At 64.2% G+C, this 22,116-nt stretch carries 24 protein-coding genes; 12 read left to right on the top strand and 12 right to left on the bottom strand.

Annotated elements, in window-relative coordinates; genetic code table 11:
- Positions 1 to 283 precede the first annotated feature (283 nt).
- The 7 genes from NUV99_04815 (at position 284) to NUV99_04785 (ending at position 8,622) form a co-directional block, all read left to right on the top strand.
- On the top strand, positions 284 to 766 hold the full coding sequence (locus tag NUV99_04815) for a hypothetical protein (protein MCR4419441.1): 483 nt from the start codon (positions 284 to 286) through the stop codon (positions 764 to 766).
- A 106-nt stretch (positions 767 to 872) separates the two neighbouring features.
- Positions 873 to 1,457, top strand: coding sequence for a DUF1648 domain-containing protein (locus tag NUV99_04810; protein ID MCR4419440.1), 585 nt, complete (start codon positions 873 to 875; stop codon positions 1,455 to 1,457).
- Between the two features lie 176 nt (positions 1,458 to 1,633).
- Positions 1,634 to 3,763 (top strand): tetratricopeptide repeat protein, encoded by a 2,130-nt coding sequence (locus tag NUV99_04805; protein MCR4419439.1) that lies wholly within the window; start codon positions 1,634 to 1,636, stop codon positions 3,761 to 3,763.
- A gap of 28 nt (positions 3,764 to 3,791) precedes the next feature.
- On the top strand, positions 3,792 to 4,517 hold the full coding sequence (locus tag NUV99_04800) for a response regulator transcription factor (GenBank protein MCR4419438.1): 726 nt from the start codon (positions 3,792 to 3,794) through the stop codon (positions 4,515 to 4,517).
- 3 nt (positions 4,518 to 4,520) lie between these two features.
- Complete coding sequence (locus NUV99_04795; protein ID MCR4419437.1) at positions 4,521 to 5,954, top strand: ATP-binding protein; 1,434 nt, start codon at positions 4,521 to 4,523, stop codon at positions 5,952 to 5,954.
- Positions 5,955 to 6,177: 223 nt separating this feature from the next.
- Positions 6,178 to 7,245 carry a hypothetical protein gene (locus NUV99_04790; GenBank protein MCR4419436.1) on the top strand — a complete coding sequence of 356 codons (1,068 nt, stop codon included), beginning with the start codon at positions 6,178 to 6,180 and terminating at the stop codon, positions 7,243 to 7,245.
- Between the two features lie 270 nt (positions 7,246 to 7,515).
- Positions 7,516 to 8,622 (top strand): LysM peptidoglycan-binding domain-containing protein, encoded by a 1,107-nt coding sequence (locus NUV99_04785; protein ID MCR4419435.1) that lies wholly within the window; start codon positions 7,516 to 7,518, stop codon positions 8,620 to 8,622.
- Positions 8,623 to 8,646: 24 nt separating this feature from the next.
- Here the strand turns inward: NUV99_04785 and NUV99_04780 are convergent, their stop codons facing one another.
- Both NUV99_04780 and NUV99_04775 read right to left on the bottom strand, forming a co-directional pair.
- Entirely contained in the window at positions 8,647 to 9,825 is a 1,179-nt protein-coding gene (locus NUV99_04780; protein ID MCR4419434.1) for a stalk domain-containing protein, read from the bottom strand.
- Between the two features lie 89 nt (positions 9,826 to 9,914).
- Positions 9,915 to 11,105: a hypothetical protein gene (locus NUV99_04775; protein ID MCR4419433.1), complete on the bottom strand. Its 1,191-nt coding sequence runs from the start codon at positions 11,103 to 11,105 to the stop codon at positions 9,915 to 9,917.
- A 331-nt stretch (positions 11,106 to 11,436) separates the two neighbouring features.
- On the opposite strand from NUV99_04775, the gene NUV99_04770 reads away from it, so the two are divergent.
- Positions 11,437 to 11,901: a sigma-70 family RNA polymerase sigma factor gene (locus NUV99_04770; GenBank protein ID MCR4419432.1), complete on the top strand. Its 465-nt coding sequence runs from the start codon at positions 11,437 to 11,439 to the stop codon at positions 11,899 to 11,901.
- A gap of 1 nt (position 11,902) precedes the next feature.
- Positions 11,903 to 12,874: an anti-sigma factor gene (locus NUV99_04765; GenBank protein ID MCR4419431.1), complete on the top strand. Its 972-nt coding sequence runs from the start codon at positions 11,903 to 11,905 to the stop codon at positions 12,872 to 12,874.
- Here NUV99_04765 and NUV99_04760 read toward each other — a convergent pair.
- Together NUV99_04760 and NUV99_04755 are read right to left on the bottom strand one after the other, a co-directional pair.
- Positions 12,868 to 13,167, bottom strand: a complete 300-nt coding sequence (locus NUV99_04760; GenBank protein MCR4419430.1) for a type II toxin-antitoxin system RelE/ParE family toxin — start codon at positions 13,165 to 13,167, stop codon at positions 12,868 to 12,870. The genes NUV99_04765 and NUV99_04760 overlap by 7 nt on opposite strands.
- Positions 13,164 to 13,388: a hypothetical protein gene (locus NUV99_04755; GenBank protein MCR4419429.1), complete on the bottom strand. Its 225-nt coding sequence runs from the start codon at positions 13,386 to 13,388 to the stop codon at positions 13,164 to 13,166. Before NUV99_04755 ends, NUV99_04760 begins: the two co-directional genes overlap by 4 nt.
- Before the next feature lie 155 nt (positions 13,389 to 13,543).
- Here NUV99_04755 and NUV99_04750 point away from each other — a divergent pair, with 155 nt between their 5' ends.
- A complete protein-coding gene (locus NUV99_04750; protein ID MCR4419428.1) occupies positions 13,544 to 13,834 on the top strand; it encodes a nucleotidyltransferase domain-containing protein in 291 nt (96 codons plus the stop codon).
- Positions 13,835 to 13,952: 118 nt separating this feature from the next.
- Here NUV99_04750 and NUV99_04745 read toward each other — a convergent pair whose 3' ends face one another.
- Complete coding sequence (locus NUV99_04745; protein ID MCR4419427.1) at positions 13,953 to 14,246, bottom strand: nucleotidyltransferase domain-containing protein; 294 nt, start codon at positions 14,244 to 14,246, stop codon at positions 13,953 to 13,955.
- A gap of 27 nt (positions 14,247 to 14,273) precedes the next feature.
- On the opposite strand from NUV99_04745, the gene NUV99_04740 reads away from it, so the two are divergent.
- Positions 14,274 to 14,444 (top strand): anti-sigma factor C-terminal domain-containing protein, encoded by a 171-nt coding sequence (locus tag NUV99_04740; protein ID MCR4419426.1) that lies wholly within the window; start codon positions 14,274 to 14,276, stop codon positions 14,442 to 14,444.
- Between the two features lie 277 nt (positions 14,445 to 14,721).
- Here the strand turns inward: NUV99_04740 and NUV99_04735 are convergent, their stop codons facing one another.
- Positions 14,722 to 15,120 carry a hypothetical protein gene (locus tag NUV99_04735; GenBank protein MCR4419425.1) on the bottom strand — a complete coding sequence of 133 codons (399 nt, stop codon included), beginning with the start codon at positions 15,118 to 15,120 and terminating at the stop codon, positions 14,722 to 14,724.
- 289 nt (positions 15,121 to 15,409) lie between these two features.
- Here NUV99_04735 and NUV99_04730 point away from each other — a divergent pair, with 289 nt between their 5' ends.
- Entirely contained in the window at positions 15,410 to 15,634 is a 225-nt protein-coding gene (locus NUV99_04730; GenBank protein ID MCR4419424.1) for a GreA/GreB family elongation factor, read from the top strand.
- Positions 15,635 to 15,707: 73 nt separating this feature from the next.
- Here NUV99_04730 and NUV99_04725 read toward each other — a convergent pair whose 3' ends face one another.
- From NUV99_04725 to NUV99_04700, 6 genes are all read right to left on the bottom strand, one after another.
- Positions 15,708 to 15,920 (bottom strand): hypothetical protein, encoded by a 213-nt coding sequence (locus tag NUV99_04725; GenBank protein ID MCR4419423.1) that lies wholly within the window; start codon positions 15,918 to 15,920, stop codon positions 15,708 to 15,710.
- Positions 15,921 to 16,027: 107 nt separating this feature from the next.
- A complete protein-coding gene (locus NUV99_04720) occupies positions 16,028 to 16,477 on the bottom strand; it encodes a DUF86 domain-containing protein (protein MCR4419422.1) in 450 nt (149 codons plus the stop codon).
- Position 16,478: 1 nt separating this feature from the next.
- Positions 16,479 to 16,874 (bottom strand): nucleotidyltransferase domain-containing protein, encoded by a 396-nt coding sequence (locus tag NUV99_04715; GenBank protein MCR4419421.1) that lies wholly within the window; start codon positions 16,872 to 16,874, stop codon positions 16,479 to 16,481.
- 446 nt (positions 16,875 to 17,320) lie between these two features.
- The gene (locus NUV99_04710; protein ID MCR4419420.1) at positions 17,321 to 18,220 is read right to left on the bottom strand and encodes a hypothetical protein; all 900 of its coding nucleotides are present in this window, start codon (positions 18,218 to 18,220) and stop codon (positions 17,321 to 17,323) included.
- Positions 18,221 to 18,517: 297 nt separating this feature from the next.
- Positions 18,518 to 20,800, bottom strand: a complete 2,283-nt coding sequence (locus NUV99_04705) for a stalk domain-containing protein (protein MCR4419419.1) — start codon at positions 20,798 to 20,800, stop codon at positions 18,518 to 18,520.
- Between the two features lie 89 nt (positions 20,801 to 20,889).
- Positions 20,890 to 21,561 carry a hypothetical protein gene (locus NUV99_04700; GenBank protein MCR4419418.1) on the bottom strand — a complete coding sequence of 224 codons (672 nt, stop codon included), beginning with the start codon at positions 21,559 to 21,561 and terminating at the stop codon, positions 20,890 to 20,892.
- Positions 21,562 to 22,116: the final 555 nt, after the last annotated feature.

Below are 22,116 nucleotides of genomic sequence, written 5' to 3'. Positions count from 1 at the left end.
CGTCCGCCTCGAGGTAACATTTTCCCTTGACCTGGGGCGCCGGCCGTCCTCTTCCTCATTCTATTCCTACCACCGGGAACAGGCAAGACCAACCAATCGGTCCCGGCCAGGAGGAGAACCGCCTCGGAGCCTCGAATACGGTTCGCGTATCATTCTAAAAGCTCTATCGGTCGCACCAATATCTGGCCCGGGGGCCGTCCCGACCCGGGAAAGCGGGGATGCCGGTCGCCGGGCGCCAACAGCAGGTGCCGGCCCGGCACAAGGGCTTCCCACAATTCGGGAGGTGATAAAAATCGTTCCCGCCGAGTTCCTGATTCCGTACCTGGTTTCCAACGCCGTGTCCCTGGCGCTGGTGCTTGCCGCGCCCAAATGGCCCCGGCCGGTAAGAGTGCTCTTTGTACTCATCTTTCTCGGAGCCGGGAGCTTCAACGCCTATATGGCCATGTCCCAGCCCGAGGGCTACTTGGTCTACGGCCGGTGGGCCCTCCTGCCCGCTTACCGCGACTTCATCTCCGGGGTATTCAGCCGTTATACGCAGCCGATAGTGTTGGCCATTGCCCTGGGCCAACTGGCGGTGGGCGTGCTTCTGACCCGGAAAGGCCGTAGCTTCTGGCTAGGCGTGGCGGGCGGGATGGTGTTTTTGCTGGCCATCGCTCCTTTGGGTATCGGCTCCGCCTTCCCGGCTACCCTGCTGATGGCGCTGGCCCTCTACCTCATGGCGCGCCGCCTGCCGAAGGGCCGCTACCGCCGACGTATATACGGTTAGACCGCACCGGAGGATTGTGCCGCAGAAGATCACCGGCACCAGGCTTATTCCCCTCAAGGCCAGCCAGATAAAGGGCAGACTATCAATATTGTGGAGGTGTTTCCCCGTGGGACTGTGGTCGCGCCTCAACCAATTCTACCCGGTGTGGCTGGAGGCGGTTATTGTAGCCCTGCTGGTGGCCTCCTTCTCGTTCCCCCTGGCGAACTATGGCGATATGCCTGCCCGCATTCCCACCCACTTCGACGTTTCCGGCCTGCCCGACGCCTGGAGCGATAAGACGCCCAGTGCCGTCCTGCTCGGGTCGCTGATCGCGGCGGTCAGTTACGGCGGCCTGACCTTGCTTTCCTGGTGGGTGGCGGTGGTCGACGACCCGAAAAAGGTGATCAACGCTTCCAAGCAACGGCTGGCCGCCATGAGCAAGGAGCGGGCAGAACAGATCCGGCGGGTCACCCTGACCTTCCTTTTCGCCATCAAGTTCCTGCTGGTAGCCATGCTGGCCTACCTTAGCTATGCCCAGACCGAGGTGGCCCTCGGAGCCCGGGAAAGCTTGGGCTGGCCCTTCACCGCCCTGGCGGCCCTGCTTTTGGTTGTCTGCGGTTTTCTCACCTGGCGCGTCCTGGCGCTGGTGTACGGGCGGGAAAAACCCGGCTACGGCCGAACGCCCGCACCTACGCCCCGCAGGCGCAGCTAGGCCCCTGTTCTCGTGTCTCTTAACACAAGGGCCGTTGCCATAGCCACACTATACCCGGAACCCCGAACAATTTCCCTGCAAAGCCGGTGCTCCTCTTCGTTAACCTCTTCGTAACCCTTTGGGCGAAAGGAGATGATAGGATCTCACCAGAATAAGAGCGGCAAGGAGTTGATACCATGTCCTGCGTAACCCGTTTCATTGCCGCGGCAGTGGGGGCGGCCCTCCTTCTCGGGGGGTGCGGCCTGCCCAACCCCTCCGCCACCATAAGGGCGCCGGAAGTGGCCGGACAGGTAGACGAGCTGACCCGGGCCGTCCAACAGTTGCTGGCACCCGGCCAGACCATGGCCGAAGCCCGGCCGCTCTCCTCCCCGCAGGCCGAAGCCGAGCCACAGAAGGCCGTGGTCAGCGCCGATCTGGACGGAGACGGTCAGCAGGAACTGGTGGTGGGTTACCGGGAGGCGGAACAGAGGGCGGGCGTCTTCATCGCCCGCCGTACCGACCGGGGCTGGGAAAAGGTCTGGGAGGAAGAAATCGGCCCTCTGGGGCTGGACGTGCTGGGAGCGGAGGATCTCACCGGCGACGGCCGGCCGGAAGTGCTCATCGGGGGCACGATCGGGGCCTCGGCGGGCAACCACCTAAAGATCCTCACCTGCTCGCCCGGGGAAAAGGGGGGAGCCCCTTCCTATACCGCCCTCTGGGAGAACGGCTACCACCGCCTGGAGGTGGGCGACTTCGACGGGGATAACCGCCAGGAAATTGCCCTCTGGCTCAAGGATACCGGTACAGCCATGGAGGTGGAGGTTTACCGCTGGGCACCGGCGATGTATTTCCCCGCCGGGTTTTACGAGGCGGAAGATGCCTATACCTCCTACTTCCCGCGCGTGGTGGACTATTATCAGGAACAAACACAGCGCCTGCCCGACGCCGGCGTTCTCTGGTACCACCTGGCCCTCAGCCTGGTGCGGGCGGGCCGGCCGGCGGAAGCACTGACCGCCGTCGAAAAAGGGACGGCCCTCAAGGCGGATTATCCGGGCCCCGATCAGTGGGATCTGGTCAGAGGCGAGGCCCTGCTCGCCCTGGGGCGCTATGAGGAGGCGTTGAGCACCCTCGGCCGGATCACCGCGCAGGACCGGGCCGACCCGGCCCCGCCGCCGGAGAATGACGAACGGCGGCCCGTCTACGCCGTGCCGCCGTTCGTCCTCGCCGCAGCCTACTACCGCAGCGGCCTGGCCTGGGAAGGGCTGGGACAGCACGGCCGGGCCCGGGAAGCCTACGCCCGCGCCGCGGCCGTCCGCCCGGACTGGCTTCTCCCGGCCCGGGCCCTGGAGCGGCTCAAGGCCCGGCCGGCCGTGGATAAGGTGGTCGCCTACCTGGCCGCCTTGGAGCCCGGGGAGCGGGAGCAAGCCCTGAAGCACCTCGCCGCCTGGGGCCGGGAGCAGGGGCTGTATCTCGCCGCCGTAAGGGCGGAAGGTGCGGACGGTCTGCCCGAGACCTGGCTGGTGGATCTCAAGGCTGGCCCCTACGACGGCAGCCTGGACGCCCACCTGGTATGCTGGTGGGAGGACGGCGCCTCCGGCCGGGAAAACCGGTTCCGCTACCAAGTCTTTTACAGCGCCGAGGCCCAGGTGCACGGCCTGGGACCCACCCATCAGGCCGCGAGCGCCCGCCTGGCCCTGGGCCGGGAGGGCCAGGCCGAGATGGCCGCCGTCTACGACAGCGCCTTCTCGGGTAGCGGTTCCCCCCGGCCGGAACTGTATCTCTTGCGCCGCGAGGCCGACCGCTGGCGGATCCTCTGGCGGCCGCCCTCCCGGGAATGGCGCCCGAGCCACGGCCGCCTTACCTTCACCGGCACCGGCCTGGAGGAGTTCGTCCTGGAAAGCGATTCCTGGGAGGTCGGGGATGGTAAGGATCAGATATTCCACGAGGCCAACGCCGGCCCGCACCGCCGCTTTCGCGACCTCTGGCGGCGGCAGGGTGACGCCTACCAACGGGTGAGCGCCGAGACGGTGGCCACGGCCTACGCCGCCCTGGTGGAATTCGTCTACTGCCTGAGCCGGGGCGAAGAGGAAAAGGCGGCCCAATGGGCGGTGGATCCTTCCCTGGTGGCCCGCGCCAAGGAGCTGGGGCTGGTCCAGCGGCCCCTGGGGCAGAGGTGGCTCCTGGAACTCCCCGACCCCACGGTAGAGGCCCGCGGCCCCCTGACCATAACCAGCGGTCCGGCCGCCGGCGTCCGGGCAACCTTCGTCAACCGGGAGGGGAAGTGGCTGCTGAAAGACCTGGAAAAGGTGCCGGTCGAGGAAAAGTAAGACGCCGGGCCGGGGTAAGGAGCCGAGCATGGACCGGGAACTGCTCCTGATCATCGAAGATGAAGAAGCCATTGCCGAGTTCGTCCGCCTCAATTTGGAACGGGCCGGTTTCCGCGTGGTCTGCGCGGCCAGCGGCGAGGAAGGTCTGGCCCTGGTGCGGCGGGAGACCCCGGCGCTGGTAGTCCTGGACCTGCGGCTGCCGGGCATGGACGGGCTGGAGGTGTGCCGCCACCTGCGGCGGTTCCACCCGGAGATTGCCGTGATCATGCTTACCGCCCGGGGCCAGGCCCTGGACCGAGTGCGGGGCCTGGAGCTGGGGGCGGACGACTACGTTACCAAGCCCTTTGACCCGCGCGAACTGGTCGCCCGGGTGCAGGCGGTCCTGCGTCGCACCCGGCCGGAACGCGAGGCCGCCGGGGAGGAAAGGCGGTTCGGCCGCCTGCACCTGGACCTGCGCCGCCGCCGGGTGCGTAAAGACGGTAGGACGGTGGAGTTAACGCCCCGCGAGTTTGAGCTTCTGGCCTTCCTGGCCGGCCGACCCGGTCGGGTATTCAGCCGGGACGAACTCCTGGACGCGGTCTGGGGCCCGGACTACGAAGGCGACCCCAAAACCGTGGACGTGCACATCCACCGCCTGCGGGAAAAGCTGGAGGACGATCCCGCCCGGCCCGTCCACCTGCAGACGGCCTGGGGAGTGGGCTACTACCTGGACCCGGGCGGAGAAGAAGGCGGCCCGGGCAGCAGGAGGTTCTAATCGGTGTTTTCCGGCATCCGCGGCCGCGTTGTGGCCGCCTACCTCCTCATCACCGGGCTCATCTTTCTTCTAGGCGGGGGCCTCCTCCTGGCGGGCCTCAAGGCCTACTACCTCTCCGGCATGGAGTCCGTGCTGGCCCGGCAGGCGGAGTGGAACGCCGCCTTCTTCCAGGACTACTGGGGCCGGCCGGATCGGGTTACCGACCTCTCCTTGACCGCACCCCAACTGGTTTCAAGCTTCGCCCGGGGAACCCCGGCCCGGGTTCAGATCGTAGACGAGCAGGGCCGGCTGCTGGCGGATTCCCACGATCCCCTGCGGCAGGAAGACCTGAGCCGGGCCCCCGAGGTGCAGGCCGCCCTCCGGGGCCAGCCGGGGACCTACCGGGGAACCAGCCCCGCCACCGGCGAGAACATCCTGGCCGTGACCCGACCCCTGCGCCAGGGTGGAGCGGTGAGCGGCGCCCTCCGCCTGAGCACCAGCCTGGTAGTGGTGGAAAAGGTGATCCGGAACGTCACTTTGATCTGGCTCCTGGCCACCGCTGCTGCCCTGGGCCTGGCGGCGGCGGTGGGCTCATTCCTGGCGGGGACGGTGGTGCGTCCGCTGACCGAAATCACCCGGGCGGCCGAGCGCCTTGCCCGGGGGGATCTCGACGTTGCCGTTGTCCGCCACTACCGGGACGAGACCGGCCGCCTGGCCGATACCCTGAACCACTTGGCCCGGGAACTGCAGCGCCTGGACCGGCTAAAGCACGAATTCATCAGCTCCATCTCCCACGAACTGCGGACTCCTCTGACCTCCATCAAGGGCTTTGCGATCACCCTCCTCGAAGGGTTGCCCCCCGAGGAAAGCGAGCTGCGGCGGGGACTGGAGATAGTCAACCGGGAGACCGACCGGCTGGCCGGTCTGGTAGAGGAACTGCTGGATTTCAGCCGCCTGGCCGCCGGCCGGCTTACCCTGCGGCTGGCGCCGCTGGATCTGGCCGGACTGGTACGCGATACCGCCGAGCAGATGCGGCCCCGCGCGGTGCGGCAGGGAGTAGATTTGGAGATCCGCCTGGCCGACCGTCTTCCACCGGTGGAGGCCGACGCCGACCGCCTGAAACAGGTCCTGGTCAATCTGCTGGACAACGCCCTGAAATTCACCCCCGCCGGGGGGAGGATTAGTGTGACCCTGGAACCACGGGACCAGAACCTGGCCCTGGAGGTAGCGGACACCGGCGTGGGCATAGATCCCGAGGAGCTACCCCTGGTTACCCGGCGCTTCTACCGGGGCCGTAACGCGCCGTCCGGGGGCAGCGGCCTGGGCCTGGCCCTCTGCCAGGAGATCGTGGGCCGGCACGGCGGCACCCTGGACCTGACCAGTCAGCCGGGGCAGGGCACGACGGTCACGGTTCTTCTCCCCGCCCCCCAGGGCCGCAGCCCGCAGCGCACGTTCTGAGCCCCGCCGTCCCGGCATACCGGCCCAAACCTTCCCGGCCGGTTTCTCACCCCGCCCTCGCCTCGTCCCGCCTCCCTTCTCGCCCCATCCCCGCGTCATCCGGTGCCCACCCGCCGGCCTGACGTCACTTCCCCGGCCTCTCACCGGATTCACTTCGGCAGCCCTGCCGCCGTAATCTGTAGCGGAAGCCCTCTAAAGCGCACCTCCTTTGGGGAACGCGGAGATGCAGACAGAAGTCCTGGACCGGCTGCGGGAGCGCATGGCGGCCCAGCTTTCCTGGCTCAAGAGTTGCCAGATTGTGCGCCCCGGGACGGACGCCGACGGCGCCATTGCCTTACGGCCGGGAAGCGGCCGGGTTAACCCCTACTTCGCCAATTTCGCGGCCCTGGCCCTGCTGGAAGATCCCCTGGGCTTCCCGGCAGTGGAGCGCTACCTGGAATGGTACCGGCGCCACCTGAGGGAGGACGGCACCATCCCCGACTACCACTACCAACCGGACCGGCCGCCGCGCCCGTCCGCGCCCGACTCCGAGGACGCCTACGCCGGCACCTACCTTTCCCTGGTCGCCCGCTTCCGGCGCAGGACCGGCCGGACGACCTGGGTTTCGGCCCACCTGCCGGCCCTAAAACAGGTGGCCCGGGCAATAGTCCGGCTGATGGACCGGGACGGACTAACCTTCGCCCGGGCCGACCACCGGGTCAAGTACTTAATGGATAACTGCGAGGCCTACCGGGGTTTGGAGGACTTCGCCCAGGCCCTGGACCTTCTGGGCGACGGAGAGGCGGCGTACTTTCGGTTATGGGCCCAGGAGATCGCGTGCGGGGTGGAAAAGAGCCTCTGGGACCGGCGGCGAGGGTGCTATCGTCCTGCCAAGGCGGCCTGGTTCGCCCGCCGTGCCAACCTGCGGCGCTTCTACCCGGACGCCGCCTGCCAGTTGTTTCCCGCGCTCTACGGCCTGATTCCGGCGGATTCGCGGCGGGCGGCCCGGCTCTACGCCCGGTTCAACCGCTACCATCCCGGCTGGGTGGGCCTAAAGCCGCCCAACCACCCCTGGGTGCTGCTGGCTTACTGCGCCTGCCTCCACGGCGACTACGGCCGAGCCCTGGAAAAGCTCAACCGGGCCTGGGAGGCCTACGTCGTCCCCCGGGCCGAACGCTGGTACTGCGCCGAAGCCGCCTTCTTTGTCCTGGCGGCCGCCTGTTTGCTCCGGGCCCAGGACCCCGCAGCTACTCCCGTACCTTGCAGCACTCCGGGAATGGCGCCTGCCTGGTTGCCGCATGACATCGCCTAACGTTCCTCCCCAACATGATTCTTTAGGCTCGAAAGCCAGGGTCCCCGGGCCTGTTGCCCAACGTGGCGGCTTCTTTGAGAGAACGGCGGCCACCGGTGGAGGCAGACCAGGCCTGCGGCCGTCTTCCGAGAAGCCTCGGTGTCGGTGAATATCCGAGCAACATAGGATAAATACCGGGAAGAAAGAGGGACGGAGAAAGGTGGTGTTACGGCCTTGTTCCAAGGACCGTTGATCCTCCGGCCCGGCGACCGGGTAATACCCGTGGGTCAGGTGCAGGAGCAGCTCAACACCGTTCTCTACGCCGGGCTGATGGTGGATAACATCTTCGGTCCGGCTACCGAGGCCGCTCTGCGCGAGTTTCAACGCATGGCCCGCCTGCCCGAAACCGGCATCGTGGACCAGGCCACGTGGTACCGCCTCTTCTCCGGCGATCCGCTGCCGGCGGAGGCGGCCGTCAGCCCGGAACCGGAGCTTAACGCGGAAAAAGAGCCGGCGGAAGAGTTCGAGCCGCTGCAGGCCCCTGATCAATACAGCATAGAAATAGACCGGGGCCGCAGGATTTTGACCCTGTTTCGGGGAGGAACCAGAGTAGCCTACTTCTCCGTGGCCGTGGGCAAGCCGGCCACTCCTACGCCCCTGGGAAACTTCCGCATCCGCAACAAGGCCGTCAACCCCGGGGGCCCCTTCGGCACCCGCTGGCTGGGGCTCACCACCAACGGCATCGGCATCCACGGCACCAACGCCCCTTCCTCAATCGGCCTGGCGGTCTCCAACGGCTGCATCCGCATGTACAACCAGGATATCGAATACCTTTTTCCTCTCGTAAGCGTGGGCACCCCGGTGCGGATCATCCGGGGAGTGGAGGCGGCGGTGCCGCCCAGAACCTACACCGTGCGCCCCGCCGACTCCCTTTACCTCATCGCCCAGCGCTTCGGCACCACCGTGGCGGCCCTGCGCGCGGCCAACAACCTCCCCACGGACGTGATCTTCCCGGGCCAGACCCTGGTCATTCCCGAAGGAGCGGCCCCCGGACCGCCGCCCCCGCCGCCCTCCCCCCCGGTTCCCGCCGCGCCGGACACGATCACTTACGTGGTCAGACCGGGGGATACGCTTTTCCGCATCGCCCAGTCCTTCAATACCACCATCGCCACCCTGCGGCGCCTGAACAATCTTTCCGGCGATCTGATTACACCCGGCCAGGTGCTCCGGGTGCCGGCCCCGGCCCTGACCACCCGATACGTGGTGCAGCCCGGCGACACCCTCTATCTTCTGGCCCAGCGCTTCGGGACCACGGTGTCGGAGCTGCGCGCCCTGAACAACCTCACCACGGACATCCTTCGCGTGGGGCAGGTCCTGGAAGTACCGGTGCCGAGGTGAAGCCTCGCTTTCCCAACGATTAACCTAATCGGCGGCCTCCTCTAGGGGAAGGTAGCGGCCGCCTTCCTCGCGGAACGTGCCGGGCAGCTCCACGTATCTTCCGTTCTGCCACCGGTAGAGCTTGAAGACGGGTTCGGCCAGGGAGCGGGGGCGGTTGCCTACGGCTATTTCCAGCCTGCCGTCCCCGTCCAGGTCGACCAGTTCGATCCGGTTGGCACCGACTTCAAGAAGAACCACCGGGCCTCGATCGCTCCAGACGTAGATCCTCATCTCGCCGGCGTTAGCGCCCCAGTCGGACCAGAAGATTTCCGGCCGCCCATCGCCGTTGATGTCGCGCACGCTCTCTACCAGGGGCGGAGTAAAGAGCTGGTTGCCCAGGGCCACTTCACCTCCCAAAGGATAGAGGCGGCCCCCCCGCCAGAGCGCGTACCTCCCGGTCTCCCCGTTGCCGTAGACCAGATAGATGCCGTCTTGCCCGCCGTCCCCGTCGGCGTCCACCCTGGCCCAGCGGAGAACCCTGGTGCCTTCCGGCAAGGCAGCTAAGACTTCCCCGGGCTGTTCCCAGAAAGCGCCGTTGGTGTTGTCTTCCAGGGCGATAACGTCCACGATCAAGTACCGGCCGCCGTTCTCCGGGGCGACGGTCACCACCTGGCTGAAGGCGAGGGCCGGGGCTCTGTCCCCGTAGGCGCCGAAGTAGGCGCGCAAAAGAAACGACCTGTTGGCACCATACGCCCCCTTTTCCTCTATTTCCACGGCGGTGATGGGTGTGGAAACGCCGATGACTCCGGGCAAGACCTGCTCCTTGAGCTCAGGAGCCAGGTAGGCCCGCGCCAGGGCGCCGTTGCGGCTCTTGAGAGCCTGGGCATACTTCTCTACCAACTCCCGGGGGCCGGCCACCGCCCGCAGCCCGAGGCTCAGCAGCTCCAACTCCTTTCGCGCCGCGACCTCCGGCGGGTCCGCCGCCGGGGTAACCCTTACCTCCCCGGTCCGAGCATCCCACTCCACCTTCGCGCCTAGAGCCTCGGCCACCCAGCGCACCGGCACCATGACCCGGCCTCCGACCAGGCGCGCCGGCACGTCAGGCCGGATTTCCCGACCGTTGACCACCAGTTTAACGGGCGCGGCCGCCAGAGCCAGAGTGGCGACGGAAAGAAGGATAACAACCACTGCGACCGTAACCAGACGCTTGCCAGCTGCGCTCATGCTTCCCCTCTCCTCCAGATTGGGTTTTCGCGGACCGCAAGCTGTTCTACTTCCGGTCCGCCAAAGCGATCGGCCTCAAACGGCCCGGGCTAAGGGAAGACCTTAGTCCACGACCGGCCGCCGTCGGTGGTACGGATCAGGTAGTCACCGTAATCGGGGGCGGTGCCCACCGCCCACCCCTGCCGCGCAGAGACGAAAACCACCTCTCGGAGGCTTTCACCAGCGCTTTCCACCCGGGCGAAGGTGTTGCCCCCGTCCAGAGTAAGCAGCAAACCCCCGGCGATCGGCCCGGCCCCAACGTCCAGAGGAATCCATCCCACCTGAGAGGTGACGAACCGCACCTGAGTGGGTGTGGGTCGGACGCACTTGATCTCGTTAATCTTCTCCCAATCCTCGCCGCCGTTAGCGGTGTAATACAGCTCGCCGGCCCAGGTCGCCAGGTTGCTGGTCAAGAACCAGCCCGTACTGGCATCCACGAAACAGATATCTATGCTCCCGCCCTGGCCATCCGGGTGACCCTGAGCAAACTGCTCCTGCCAGTGTTTACCTCCGTCGGCGGTCCGGAGGACTACCACCTTATCTTCGCGGCCCTCGGCCGCCTTGCTAGACTCTTTGCCCGGGACCACGCCGATCACCCACCCGGTAGCAGGGTTGACAAAAGCCAGGTGCTGGGGGACAAAGCCCGCTACGCCGAAGGAAAGCGAAAACCATTGTTTCCCACCGTCTCGAGTGGCCAGTAATCGGCCGTTGAGCAACGCATAGCCCTGCGTCGCATCCTGAAACCAAAGATCGTACCCGGCAGGCAAGTTCGTGCTTGTCTCCTCCCACTGGGCTTCCCAGGTTTGCCCCCCGTCTTCGGTGTGAAGGAGCTTGACCATACCGGCTTGGGCTTTCGAGTTCTGACCGCCAGACTCCGCCAGCGCCCATCCGGTGGTCCGGTCAACAAATCTTAACCGGTGCACGGCCGTATCCTTTAGCTCGGCCGCCTTCTCCCAATGCGCTCCACCGTCCAGCGTCCTTAGAATCTGCGAGCCTTGTCCCGGCGGTGAACTGCGGTCCTCCGCCGCCACCCACCCGGTGTTGGCCTCGATGAACTCCAGGGAATGCAGGGCCAGGTAGGGATTCTCCCCCTGGGCGGCCGCCTGCTCTCCTTCCGACCAGGTCGCCCGCGTTCCTGCTTCAGGTCTTGCCGGGTTGTCATCCCGGGCATGACAAGCAAACGAAGATGCGCCGATCGCTAAAATGACGCCAGATAGCAGTACCCTTTGTACTCCGTTCATCGACGAACCCCCGCGAGTTCCGAAAGCGCTTGCACCTGGTCGTTCCCTCCGAAGTGGCAGATGCTTACCCAAGTACTGCGGCCGGTTCTCGCAGCCGGCCGGCTCCGTTAAAGTGACGCTGGCGAAGGAGCTGGGGTTCCCCCCTTGCCGGCCGGACGCTATACTTTCCGCACCCACCACCTTGAGCCCGAAGAGTTGGGGCTCCACATGCAACCGGGCCCGAGCCGGAACAACTCGGGTACCAGGGCACAGCTCGCCGGCCGGCTTGTTTACCTTTCCCGGTCCTGATCCGTCTAATATAGTAGGAAGGGGTGCCGGGGAGAGGGAGCGAATGTGGGAGCGTCTATACCGAATCGCCGTGGGCTATCTGCTGAGGCTCGGGCTATCTCCCGCCGACGCCGAAGACATAGCGCAGGAGGCGCTTATTTCCACCTACCTCCATGCCGACGGCGTCCCGGAGGGAAGGCTGACGGCTTATGTCATGGCCGTGGCCAAAAACCGATATGTGGATCTGGTGAGGAAAAACCGGCGGGAATTCGCCGGGTTGAGCCTCGACCCCGGCTCCCCCGCCTGGCCTTCCGAGGCCGACCGGATCGAAACCAGGGTAGAGATAGAAAGGGCGCTGGGGCGGCTCAACCTTACCGAGCAAAAGCTCTTTCACCTGAAATACAGCCTGGATCTCAGCACCGCCGAAATCTCCGCTCGGTTGAACACCAGTCGCCATACGGTAAAGACCTTGCTCTGGAGGTTGCGAAGGAAGCTGAGAGAATATCTGGAAGAGGGAAGGGGGAGCTAGAATGACTCAAGAGGTCAACCAGGAGCGCGGCAGCACCGAACCGGTCTTCAACGAAAGGGAATTCCTGCGTAAGGCCCGCTTAAGAAGCGTCTTGAGGATTACTCTGATTTCCTTAGCTGTGGCCATAGGGGTGCTGGTGCTGGCGTTCGTAGTCCCGGAGATAATGCTGCAGAAGCAGGAGAATCGTCTGGACTGCCTGTACCCGGAACTGGTACGTTTCAGCGAGCCTAATACCGTGGCGCTTGGCGGGGAGAGCTACGGCGTGCGCTGGCTCGGCCGGCAGAAGCGGTACTACCTCCTCCGGTTGGTAGGCGACAAACCCTGCGCGGCCGGAACCCTCACCCTGGATTTTGATGCCTGGGGGGGAGAGCAGAGTAAAGGCCATTATTCTTTCTGCGTACTGAGTCCCGATGAACCCCTTGTCAGGCGCTATCCGGGTATATCAACGGGCCTTCCGGAAGGAGCCAAAGTGTACCTGGCGCCGTATGCGGTGCCCAGATTGGAGTTCTATCATCCGGCAGTGAATTACGAGAAGATCAGGATAGAATTCGCGGTGCTGGAAACGATTCCTCGAGATAATCTGGTAGAAATGGCCCTTTCCTTCAGCCGGCCTCTGACCCTCGACGAAATGAGGGCCCTATTTCCGGAGGCGGTCAGGCTGATGTGGGGCGCGGTGTGCGCCTACGAAGACCACGAGTACCAGGAGAAGCCCTACCTGGCGAAGAGGCTGGTTGGCAATCCCTATCTAGAGGGCCCGGAGGGCGAAGAAGAGTTCATAACGGCGCTGGAGGCGCTCAGCCGGATTCCGAGTTATCACTCCGACAACCTCCAGCGAACCGCCTTCTTCCTCCGGGAGCACGGCGTGCGCTACTACGGCGTGGTGGCCGTGGGTGACCCGGCGACCCTACAGGAACTGTCCGGTAATGAACTCATAACCGGCACGATCCTCGGGATCGTGACTCCGCCCTATTGAGCCCACTCAGACGATTCTATCGGGCGCTGGCGGGCGTGGCGCACGGCCACTACTACGACTGCGTCTTCCTGTATCTCGTAATAGACTTTATAAGGCAGGGCCTTTGAGAGGAGCATCCTGTACACGTGGCGGACCTTCCCGCCCTTTAGCACCACCGGGACGCGCACGTGAACGCCGACGAACCGGCGCAGCTTTTCCTCCGCTTCGGCAACGATGCGCACTCCCAGCCCGGACATATAGTCTTCTTGGGCCTCGAGGAAGTCTATCGCTTCCTGCGTCCAGCGAACTTTCACTTCTGCCTCCTGGCAAGGAGCCTCTCTCGGACCATCTCGGCGGACACCGTTTCCCCCCGGTCGAGCTGTTCCAGCCCGCGCCGGATCGTGCGCAGATCCTCCGGTGTCTCCTGCATATCGAAGTCCTTTTCCTCCATGCCTAGTATCCACTGCGCCAGATTAAGCTGCTCCTCGCGCTCAAGCTGCTCGATGGCGCGAAGAAGGTCTTCCCTTAGGGCCAATGCCATCACCACCTTCAACTCCCGGGTATCTTGCCTAGACGTATTCTAGCACCATGCCGATTCTCCCTCAAGGCCTAACCTCCAGCGGATAGCCACACGCGGGAGCCCCTAGTTCTGGCCCGCTCGTTCTGCTAGAATGAAAGGGGGGCGTAACGGTGGCCGGCAGACTACAGGCAACGTTCGCGAGCCTTCTACAGGCCCTAACCCGGGCGGCGCAGGAAGTCTACGGCGAGCGGCTGGTGTCCCTGGCCGTCTTCGGTTCCGTGGGACGGGGGACCCCACGCTTCGACTCGGACGTTGATCTGCTGGTGGTAGCAACGGGCCTTCCCCGGGGGCGGATGGCCCGGGTGCGGGAGTTCTCAGCCGTGGAGGAGCGCCTGGCGCCGGCCCTGAAGAGTGCGGCCGCCGCCGGGGTGAGCACGGTAGTGAACCCGGTGTTTACCTAAGGGAGGGCAGTTCACTCAGCTTTATTATCCGACTTTTGCTCTTTTATAAGTTCGCCGATGTAAACAGTGCAGCCAACGATTAATCCACTCAAGAAAACTAGCCCCAAATATATGGGCTTTAGGTGGGATTCTGGAACACCGCCCCACGGAAAAAGAAAGTTGGCCAGGGGCAGGCCGGGCAATCATTCAGATCAACCAGATCCACTTCGGCGCCCAGAGCCCTTTCCAGAGCCTCCCACGCCCGTTCCTTTTGCCTTCTACCCGGTTTCGGGTCCCTATAAACGGCCATATCCACGTCGGAATCTTGTCTTGGCTTGGCCCCGGCCCGCGAGCCGAACAAAAAAACCAGCTTTACCTGCTTGACCGGCTCCAGTACGCTCCTGGCCAGTTCCGCCACCGATTGCTCGGCCATGTTTGCTCACCCGCCTAATCCAGCCGGATTCCGAGTTATCACGCCGACAATCTCCAGCGAACCGCCGCCTTCCTCCGGGAGCACGGCGTGCGCTACTACGGCGTCGTCGCCGTGGGTGACCCGGCGACCCTACAGGAACTGTCCCGTAACGAGTCCATAACCGGCGCGGTGCTGGGGATCGTTACCCCTCCGTATTGAGGGGCACCGCCTAGGCGGGTAGTACCGGCAAGCGACCGCCGGATTTGGCTGGCAGCAACTTTGAAAGGCATGTACAATATTTCCTATGCCGACGCCTTCGCTATCGGCCTGGCCAAGGAATTCGGCGGGATGCCTCTCGCTCCTCCGGGACGTGGCTGAGGTGCTGAGAGCGGAGGTAGAGAGGGGCGCGGCGGCCTTCAGAGTTAACAAAGCGCGGGTGTCCAGAACTAAATCTTCGGCGCGAAGAGCCGAAGGGGGCACAGATGGGGACGGTTCGCTAGAACAGCCAGGAGGCCAAGGCTATGGCTACCCCCGCTACGGCCACGATGGTTCCGATTATCCAGCGGGTGGTGTTGTGCAGTTCCTGGTGGAGGTCCTCAATCTTGGCATTTACTCCCCGGTGGAGACCCTCAATCTTGGCATCCATTTCCCAGTGGAGGCCCTCTATTTTGGCATCCATTTCCCGGTGGAGACCCTCAATCTTGGCATCTAATTCTCGGCGTAAACCCTCAAGTTTGCTGTCGAGCTTTTCGTCAAGCTTGCCCAGCTTGTCTTCCAGCTTGCCCAATTGCTGCATGATCATGTTGAACGGGTCGAAGGAGGTGCGGAAGGTGAAGCTCTGCTCCTCGCTGCCGGCTGCGACCTGCTTTCTGGTTTCTTCCTCAGGCAAGGCCAATCTCCTCCCCTCCCTGGCCCATATTCTACCACGCTAGTGGGAATCTGGGCAATGCTTACGTCTTCCCCGCTCGGTCTACCTTCCTTGTTAGATGGTGTAGTCCCCTTTTGGGGTTACTAGACCCCGCACCAGGGGAGTGGGGAAAGGCAAGGCCTTCGACAGGAGCATTCTGTACACGTGGCGGACCTTCCCGCCCTTAAGCACCACCGGGACGCGCACGTGAACAAGGGGCGGTGTCTATTCCACCGGCCAGAGTTCCACCGTGATCGTGGTGGTGGCCTTATCCTCCGTGGGGCCGCCGATTTCTGCGGGCAACACTCCGATCTTCACCTGCACTCCGGCCACCTCTTTGGCAAAGAACCGCAGGGCCTTTTCGAGAAACGTAGGAGGCGGCGATATTTCGCCTGTCGGAAAGGCATTATTGTTAAGGAGAGTCGGAGACGAAGTAACCGTTAACGCGCCGGCAGGTGTCTTCCGCTACCAGATAAGATCTATCAGATGGCGGCGCGATTAGGACGGGGCACCCTGTACCCTCTCCCCGGCGGCGCCTCGGTTATACGGCGTTGCCAAAAGACGATTCCGCCGGCCTACTCCGGCAGGAACCAGTGGATATAGCCGCAGCGGGCGCAGATCAAGCAGGTCGCCGAGGGGTTGGTCCAGTCAAGGTCAAAGAAGGTGGCCACCGCCGTATTCAACTGGGCTTGGCGGCGCCAGAACCTGTCGTGCCCACATACCTGGCAGGCGAGGTCCTTTTCCAGAATTTGTACCTGTTCCGGCTCCCTTTTCCCAAATAGCGCCACGCTACGCCTCCTTAGGCCCACGGGCCTACCCTGGAAAAATAGGCCGAGTAGCGCGGTTTTCATCCTCTGCTGTTGCCACCTGAGTGGCATGAGGGTTAGGGACTACTCTAGGCTTCTTCTGCGCTCTCCTCCAACTTCCTCTCTACGATCTCTACAAACCTAGCCAGAAGGCGCGGACCATGCCGGAGAAAGTGGTGCAGCCTCTCCCATTTGATGTCCAGGTACTGGTGGGCAAGAACGTTGCGTGTCCGGGCCAAGGCGGCCAGATCTTTGGCCAGGTCATGGGGGATCAACCCGGCCTCGCTCAAGCGGGCAAACGCTAAAGAATAGGTAGAAGGCACCTCCAAATTCTCTCCAGCCAGGATTATCTTCACTATGTCCAAGCACGCATTGGCCAGGTTCTCTACCAGTCGCTCCACTTCCCGTCGGACACGGCGATCCGTCTGATACTCCTCATAAGTAAGGCCGTTATATTCCTGCAAATCGCTGAGTTCCACCTGGAGGAAACTCAAACGGCGCATTATGCTTTCCCTTTGGGCGGGCCGTAGCGGACTCATCCTACTCCCCTGCCAGGCGGCGGCGCCACCGCCACAGGTCGAAAAGGTACTCCTGCCAGTCTTCCGCCTCGCGGGAAACCTCGAGCATGTACTCGAGGTAAAAGCGTTCATCCCGTTTAACGAGGGGGATACCTTGAAGGGCCTCCCAGGCCAGTGTGGCCGGGCAATCATTAAGGTCCACCAGATCTACCTCGGTGCCAAGGGTCCTTTCCAGGGTCTCCCATACCCGTTCCTTTTGCCTTCTGCCGGGTTTAGGCTCCCAATAGACGGCTATATCCACATCGGAATCCTGCCTTGCCCTAGCCTCGGCCCGCGAGCCAAACAAGAAAGCCATCTTTACCTGCTTGACCGGCTCCAGTACGCTCTTGGCCAGTTCGACCAGCGATTGCTCGGCCATCTTTGATCATCCCCGCACTAGCCCATGGCTTCATCTTAACATGCCAGAAGAGCGGCAGCAAGCTCTCCGCAGGACCTCATACCTCCACCCACTGCCGCAGCAGCCAGGCGGACAGCTCGAGGACCAGCAACGCCATGAGCAGAACCAAACCAGGGCCAGCAAAGAGATCTCCATGCCCGGCCTGCCCAGGCTGAGCATTGTGTTACCGCTGCCCGGGGCCATGGGTTCGGGCAGCCGCAACCTTCCGGGAAGGAAGTCGCCCCGTGGGATAATAGTACGCCTCGGGCGGCAACACGGGCTGCAGCTCTTTTCCTTGAAATCAACCGCATCCGCCCCGGCATCCCTCCATAGGATTTCCGGCCAGCTGTCGCCGTTGATGTCGCGCACGCTCTCAATCTGTAAGGGGTGACCCTCACCTGGTTATGGCCACGGCAGTAAGTAACCGTTTACTCCTTCCGCTCATTCCTTTCAGCCTCCCCAAGGTTATTAGGTTCGGCCTGAACCGGCGGCTGCGGGAAAACCTGCGTCCACGACTGACCACCGTTGGTAGTGCGGATCAGGTAATCCCCACAATTGGGCGCTGTGCCCACGGCCCATCCCTGTTGGGGCGAAATGAAGACCGCCTCCCGGATGCTTTCGCCGGCGCCTTCCACCAGGGCAAAACTCCTGCCGCCGTCCCGGGTAAGCAGCAACCCCCCGGCGACCGGCCCGGCACCAACATCCAGCGGAATCCAGCCCACCTGGGCGGTGACAAACTGCACCTGGGTGGGCGTGGGTCTGACGCACTTGATCTGGTTGATCTTCTGCCAGTCCCCGCCGCCGTTGGCGGTATAGTAGAGCTCACCGGCCCAGGTCGCCAGATTACTGGTCAAAAACCAACCGGTGGTGGCATTGATGAACTGGATGTCTATGCTCCCGACCCGGTCATCGGGGTAGTCCTGAGCAAACTGCTGCTGCCAGTGTCTGCCCCCATCAGTTGTCCGGAACACTACCAGCCTGTTTTCCAGATTCTCGCCCGGCGCTTGGGAATGGTCCTCTCGTCTGGTAACGCCGATTACCCATCCGGTGGCGGGGTTAACAAAGCTCAGGTGCTGGGGGACGAAATCTTCATCGCCAAAGGAAAGCGTAAACCACTGTTGCCCACCGTTTCTGGTGGCCAGCAGTTTCCCATTGATCAGCGCGTACCCCTGGGTCGTATCCTGAAACCAGAGATCGTAACCCGAGGGCAGGTTTACGCTTTTATCCTCCCACTGAACTCCCCAGGTTCTTCCGCCGTCCTCTGTATGCAGGACCCCGCCATCTTCACTACCGCTTCCGGCGTGCTCCGGCCGCTCAGGGTGCACCATGTCCTCCCGTCGTAAGTCCAACCGGCGGTGACGTACATGGCATTGCCCAACTGGGCGTTCCTTAGAACGGTGGGCCTGGTAGAAGGCGTCGTAAGCCGCGGCATAGGCCTCCCGGCTCCACCGGCGGCCGTTAATCCCCACGTTGTAGCCCTGGTAGAGGCCGGTGACGCGGCACGTCCGCGCTCAGGGCCTCGGCCACCCAGCGCAGGGGCAGCACGGTCCGGCCATTAATTAGCTGCGAGGGGCGTCAGGCCTTGCACCTCCGCAACCCCCCCTGGGTAACCCGCCAACCTACAGTCATTCAGCCCGTTCCAGTTTGAAGGGCGCCCCGGCCCGGATGAGGTTCTGGCCGGGGTCGTATTCCACCCTGTAGCCATAGTGTTCCAGCACGAAACGCAGGGGCACGTACAGTTTCCCGTCGTACCAAAGGGCGCTGGCCCAGGGCTCGCCCGGGCCCCGGTAGGCGGAGTATGCGCTCCGTCCGATGCCCAGCTTGAGCGGCCGGCCCCGGCCCTCCCAGGTAATCACCCTGGAGCCGGGGTGGTAGCCCAGGGAGAGGTCGAGGATCTCCGTCAACTCCAGGGCCTCGACAAAGGTGGTGTAGTTGAGCATAAAGGGAGGGGAGCGAAAGGCGGCGTGAATTTGCTCCCGCCCGCCGGAATACTCCATACCCCGATTGTCCAGGAAAAGCCCCACTCCGGGAACGAGGTTAAGGTAGGGGCGCAATTCGACCCGGCGGCCAGCCAGGTCGCCGCTCAACGGTACGATCCGCTCGGCTACAAAGGTGCCTTCCTCCGGCCAGGAACCGCTGACCAGGGCCAACCCGCCGGTGGCGGCATCATCCAGAGGCTTGGGGGCGGAAAACTCGATCCGCCGGCCGTCCGCCAGTTCCAAACGCAGGTTGGTGCCTGTGGCGGCCAGGTTGCCGATCAACACCTCCTGCCGCGGCGTCACCCGGTCCTCTACCTGCACCTCGCCCAGGGGCTGGCCCCACATTTCTGCAGCGCTGGGTAACGTCCATACCCGGACGCCGCTCTGTGCCACGTGCCCGGCGCCGTCCCGGGCGCTGACCTGGTAGTAGATCACTGTGCCCGGCGGCTGCGCGTGCAGGGGGACGCGGGCCTGCGTAGAATAGGTCTCGCCGTACCAGACCTCTTTCTGCTGCTTGGCCAGCACCGCCTCTGTGCCGCCAGAAACAGTCCAGGCCCGGAGAGACCATTGCCACAGGTCACCGTCGGGGTCGGCCAGCTCCACAGCGATTAGCGGCCGTTCCTTGGCAAAGTTGTGTTCCAGCTCGACCTCCGCCCTAGCCACTACGGGGGGCTCCGGGCGGACGCGTTCGCTGGTGGGCAGGTACAGTTCCAGCCAGCGCTGCAGGGGCAGGCCCATCCGCCGGGCTACTACCTGGTGGTAGAGCAGGCTTAGGCTGGCCAGGTCGCCCTGCTGGCGGTAGATCCGGGCCAGGTGGTAATAAGCGGCCGGGTCGCCGGCCAGGCGGTAGGCGCCAGGCGGCTCGCTTTGGCTGCCAGAAAGCGCCTCCTGGGCCGCCTCTTCACCCCGCTGCCTGGCCAGCCAGGGAAGGTCCAGGTTGGCTTCCCACAGCTCGCGGGCCTCCTGGAGGCGACCCGCTTCCTGGAGGGCCAGGCCCCGGCGGAAAAGAAGAGCCTGGCGTTCCCCATCCGCCAGGGAGGCCTCCCGCAGCGCCTGCTCCAGCAAGGACAAAGCCTCTGCATAACGGCCTTCCTGGAGCAGGCTGTCGATTTCCGGCCGGGGGGAAGAAAACATGGCCCAACCAGGGCGGTTGGAAAAGTGCAAGGTAATGTCTCTGTCCGGCTCCCAGTCGGCAAACTCCCAGACGTAGGTGTTTTCCTTCTCCAGGCGCCAGTTACCCGGCCGGGCGCCGATGACCTGGTAGGGGTCAATGCCCTCCAGGACCAGTTCCACCCGCCCGCGGCCGATGGGCCCTGCCCAGGTGGCGCCGCTTTGCAGGATGTAGCCGGTTTCTACCTCGCCGTTGGACCAGGCGGTATTCTTTACCCAGTAGGTGTTGCGTACCTCCACCTGCTCCCCGGAGGCCAAGGAAACCGGAAAGATGTACCAGGCCGGGTAAGGAGGCAGGGCGGGAAAGCCGGGCGGCCCGCTCTCCGGCGGGGACCTTTCCCCCGCCTGGGACCCCTGCCCGCCGGTGGCCGCCTTTTCCAGTCTTGCCGGCACTTCCCGGCCCCCGACCCAGGCCCGAAAGTCGTGGAGGGTGGTGTCATCGCCAAATTCGGCCCTTTCCGGGCCGGCCTGCTCCAGGGCTTGGGGGAAACCCACCAGCAGGTTCACGGCCGGCCCGCGGTTCAGGAGGGTAAAGGTGGCTTCTACCTCCGAGCGCTCAGGAGACACCTTGACCCGTACCTCTTCGGCCACCATCTGCACTTCAGTCTGATGCAAAGGCTGTACCCCGTCGCCCACCCGGCCCAGGCTGGCGTCGTCGGCCAGGGCCGGGCCGGCCGGAGTGGGTCCGAGGCCCAACAGGCCGAGCCCGAGGCCCAGTAGGATGGCCTCCACCGGCAGCCCATGCGCGCGCTTTTTCATGATCTTCCCTCCAATGCGCCGGGGGAGTGGCAGCGCTCTCTAGCTGCCGTACCCGGACGTTGAGCATTTTCCCGACCATTCCTTCCTGCTTATTCCAGCGGCCAGAGTTCCACTGTGATCGTGGTGGTGGCCTTATCCTCCGTGGGGCCGCCGATTTCTGCGGGCAACACTCCGATCTTCACCTGCACTCCGGCCACCTCTTTGGCAAAGAACCGCAGGGCCCCCATCTGTTCGGCGGGGAGTTCCCGCCAGCCCATCCGCGCCATCTCCTGAAGCAGGGTGGGCATGACGCTGCCTTTCCATCGGCCGGGGTATTTCAACCCTTCCGGCAAGACCTCGGGGGCAAAGGGCCGGGGGAGGTGATGGGCCACGATTTCCTCCACCGAAACGGTGGTTCTTCTGTGGGGCTGAGCGAAGGGTACTTTCTCAAAAACGGGGTAACCTCGGTTATCCCAATCCGTGGGCTGGAGGTAATAATCCTGGCTGCCCCGGGCGAAGACGAACCACTTCCGCGTCTGCGGGACATAGGCGGCCACATCCAGGGTTCCCTCTACCTCCCAGACCGGAGGTGGAGTTATCGGCCGGGGCCGGGCCACCAGGAGCCGGCCGGAATCCTGGGACCAATACGCCTCCCCGACAAAGGAGAAGCGCTCGATCACCTCTTGGGAGGCGACCTCAATCAGCAGGCCGCTGCGGGTGGCGCTGCTGCCTGCGTCCGAGAGGAGGTAACGGCCGTCGGGCGACCACTGGAAGCCGGTCACCCGGCATTCCCGCGCCACCTCGCCGGGTGGTTGGCCAGGCCGCCATAGGTGAATACTCCCCTCTGCCGCCGGGTGTTGGTTTTGGAGAAAGTAGGCCAGGACCTCACCATCAGGGGACCAGGCGCCAGCCGCGACCTGTTCCGCCGTTACGCCGGGGGGCAATCTGGTATCCCCGGCCGCCGCTCCGGAGGTTTCGGCTTCGGGCGGCTCAGTTCCTGCCCGCTCTTCTTGCCGGGGCGTTCCTGCAGGAACTTTATACGGCGTCCGCGGAAACGATAAGAGCTCACGCCCGTCCGCGCCCACGATTCGAAGGGTGATAGAATCGGCAAGGGCAACAAGATCCCGCTTGGAGAGCCCCTCGGCGTTCAAATCCAGGTAACCCGCAATCTTGACCGTTTCTCCGGGCGGTAAGTCGGGCAATATAGAGGGAGCAACTGGATCAGGATCGACCTTCTGCTCCGTGCGAATAAGCCTCGCCTCGACCTCCGGCGGAATTACCATTTCCCACCTCCAACCCCGTAACGGTGCAGTACCGGTGTTAGTAAGCGAAACCTG

The organism is Clostridia bacterium (genome assembly GCA_024653205.1).
In the GTDB taxonomy this organism is placed as follows: Bacteria; Bacillota; DSM-521; order Neomoorellales; family SLTJ01; genus JANLFO01.
This window is presented reverse-complemented; position numbering and strand designations above follow the sequence as displayed.

Excerpts from the sequence above, each read along its gene's own strand:
- NUV99_04805 (MCR4419439.1), top strand. The coding sequence starts at position 1,634 with ATGTCCTGCGTAACCCGTTTCATTGCCGCGGCAGTGGGGGCGGCCCTC.
- NUV99_04800 (MCR4419438.1), top strand. The coding sequence starts at position 3,792 with ATGGACCGGGAACTGCTCCTGATCATCGAAGATGAAGAAGCCATTGCC.
- NUV99_04790 (MCR4419436.1), top strand. The coding sequence starts at position 6,178 with ATGCAGACAGAAGTCCTGGACCGGCTGCGGGAGCGCATGGCGGCCCAG.
- NUV99_04780 (MCR4419434.1), bottom strand. The coding sequence starts at position 9,825 with ATGAGCGCAGCTGGCAAGCGTCTGGTTACGGTCGCAGTGGTTGTTATC.
- NUV99_04775 (MCR4419433.1), bottom strand. The coding sequence starts at position 11,105 with ATGAACGGAGTACAAAGGGTACTGCTATCTGGCGTCATTTTAGCGATC.
- NUV99_04770 (MCR4419432.1), top strand. The coding sequence starts at position 11,437 with ATGTGGGAGCGTCTATACCGAATCGCCGTGGGCTATCTGCTGAGGCTC.
- NUV99_04765 (MCR4419431.1), top strand. The coding sequence starts at position 11,903 with ATGACTCAAGAGGTCAACCAGGAGCGCGGCAGCACCGAACCGGTCTTC.
- NUV99_04745 (MCR4419427.1), bottom strand. The coding sequence starts at position 14,246 with ATGGCCGAGCAATCGGTGGCGGAACTGGCCAGGAGCGTACTGGAGCCG.
- NUV99_04720 (MCR4419422.1), bottom strand. The coding sequence starts at position 16,477 with ATGAGTCCGCTACGGCCCGCCCAAAGGGAAAGCATAATGCGCCGTTTG.
- NUV99_04715 (MCR4419421.1), bottom strand. The coding sequence starts at position 16,874 with ATGGCCGAGCAATCGCTGGTCGAACTGGCCAAGAGCGTACTGGAGCCG.
- NUV99_04710 (MCR4419420.1), bottom strand. The coding sequence starts at position 18,220 with ATGGTGCACCCTGAGCGGCCGGAGCACGCCGGAAGCGGTAGTGAAGAT.
- NUV99_04705 (MCR4419419.1), bottom strand. The coding sequence starts at position 20,800 with ATGAAAAAGCGCGCGCATGGGCTGCCGGTGGAGGCCATCCTACTGGGC.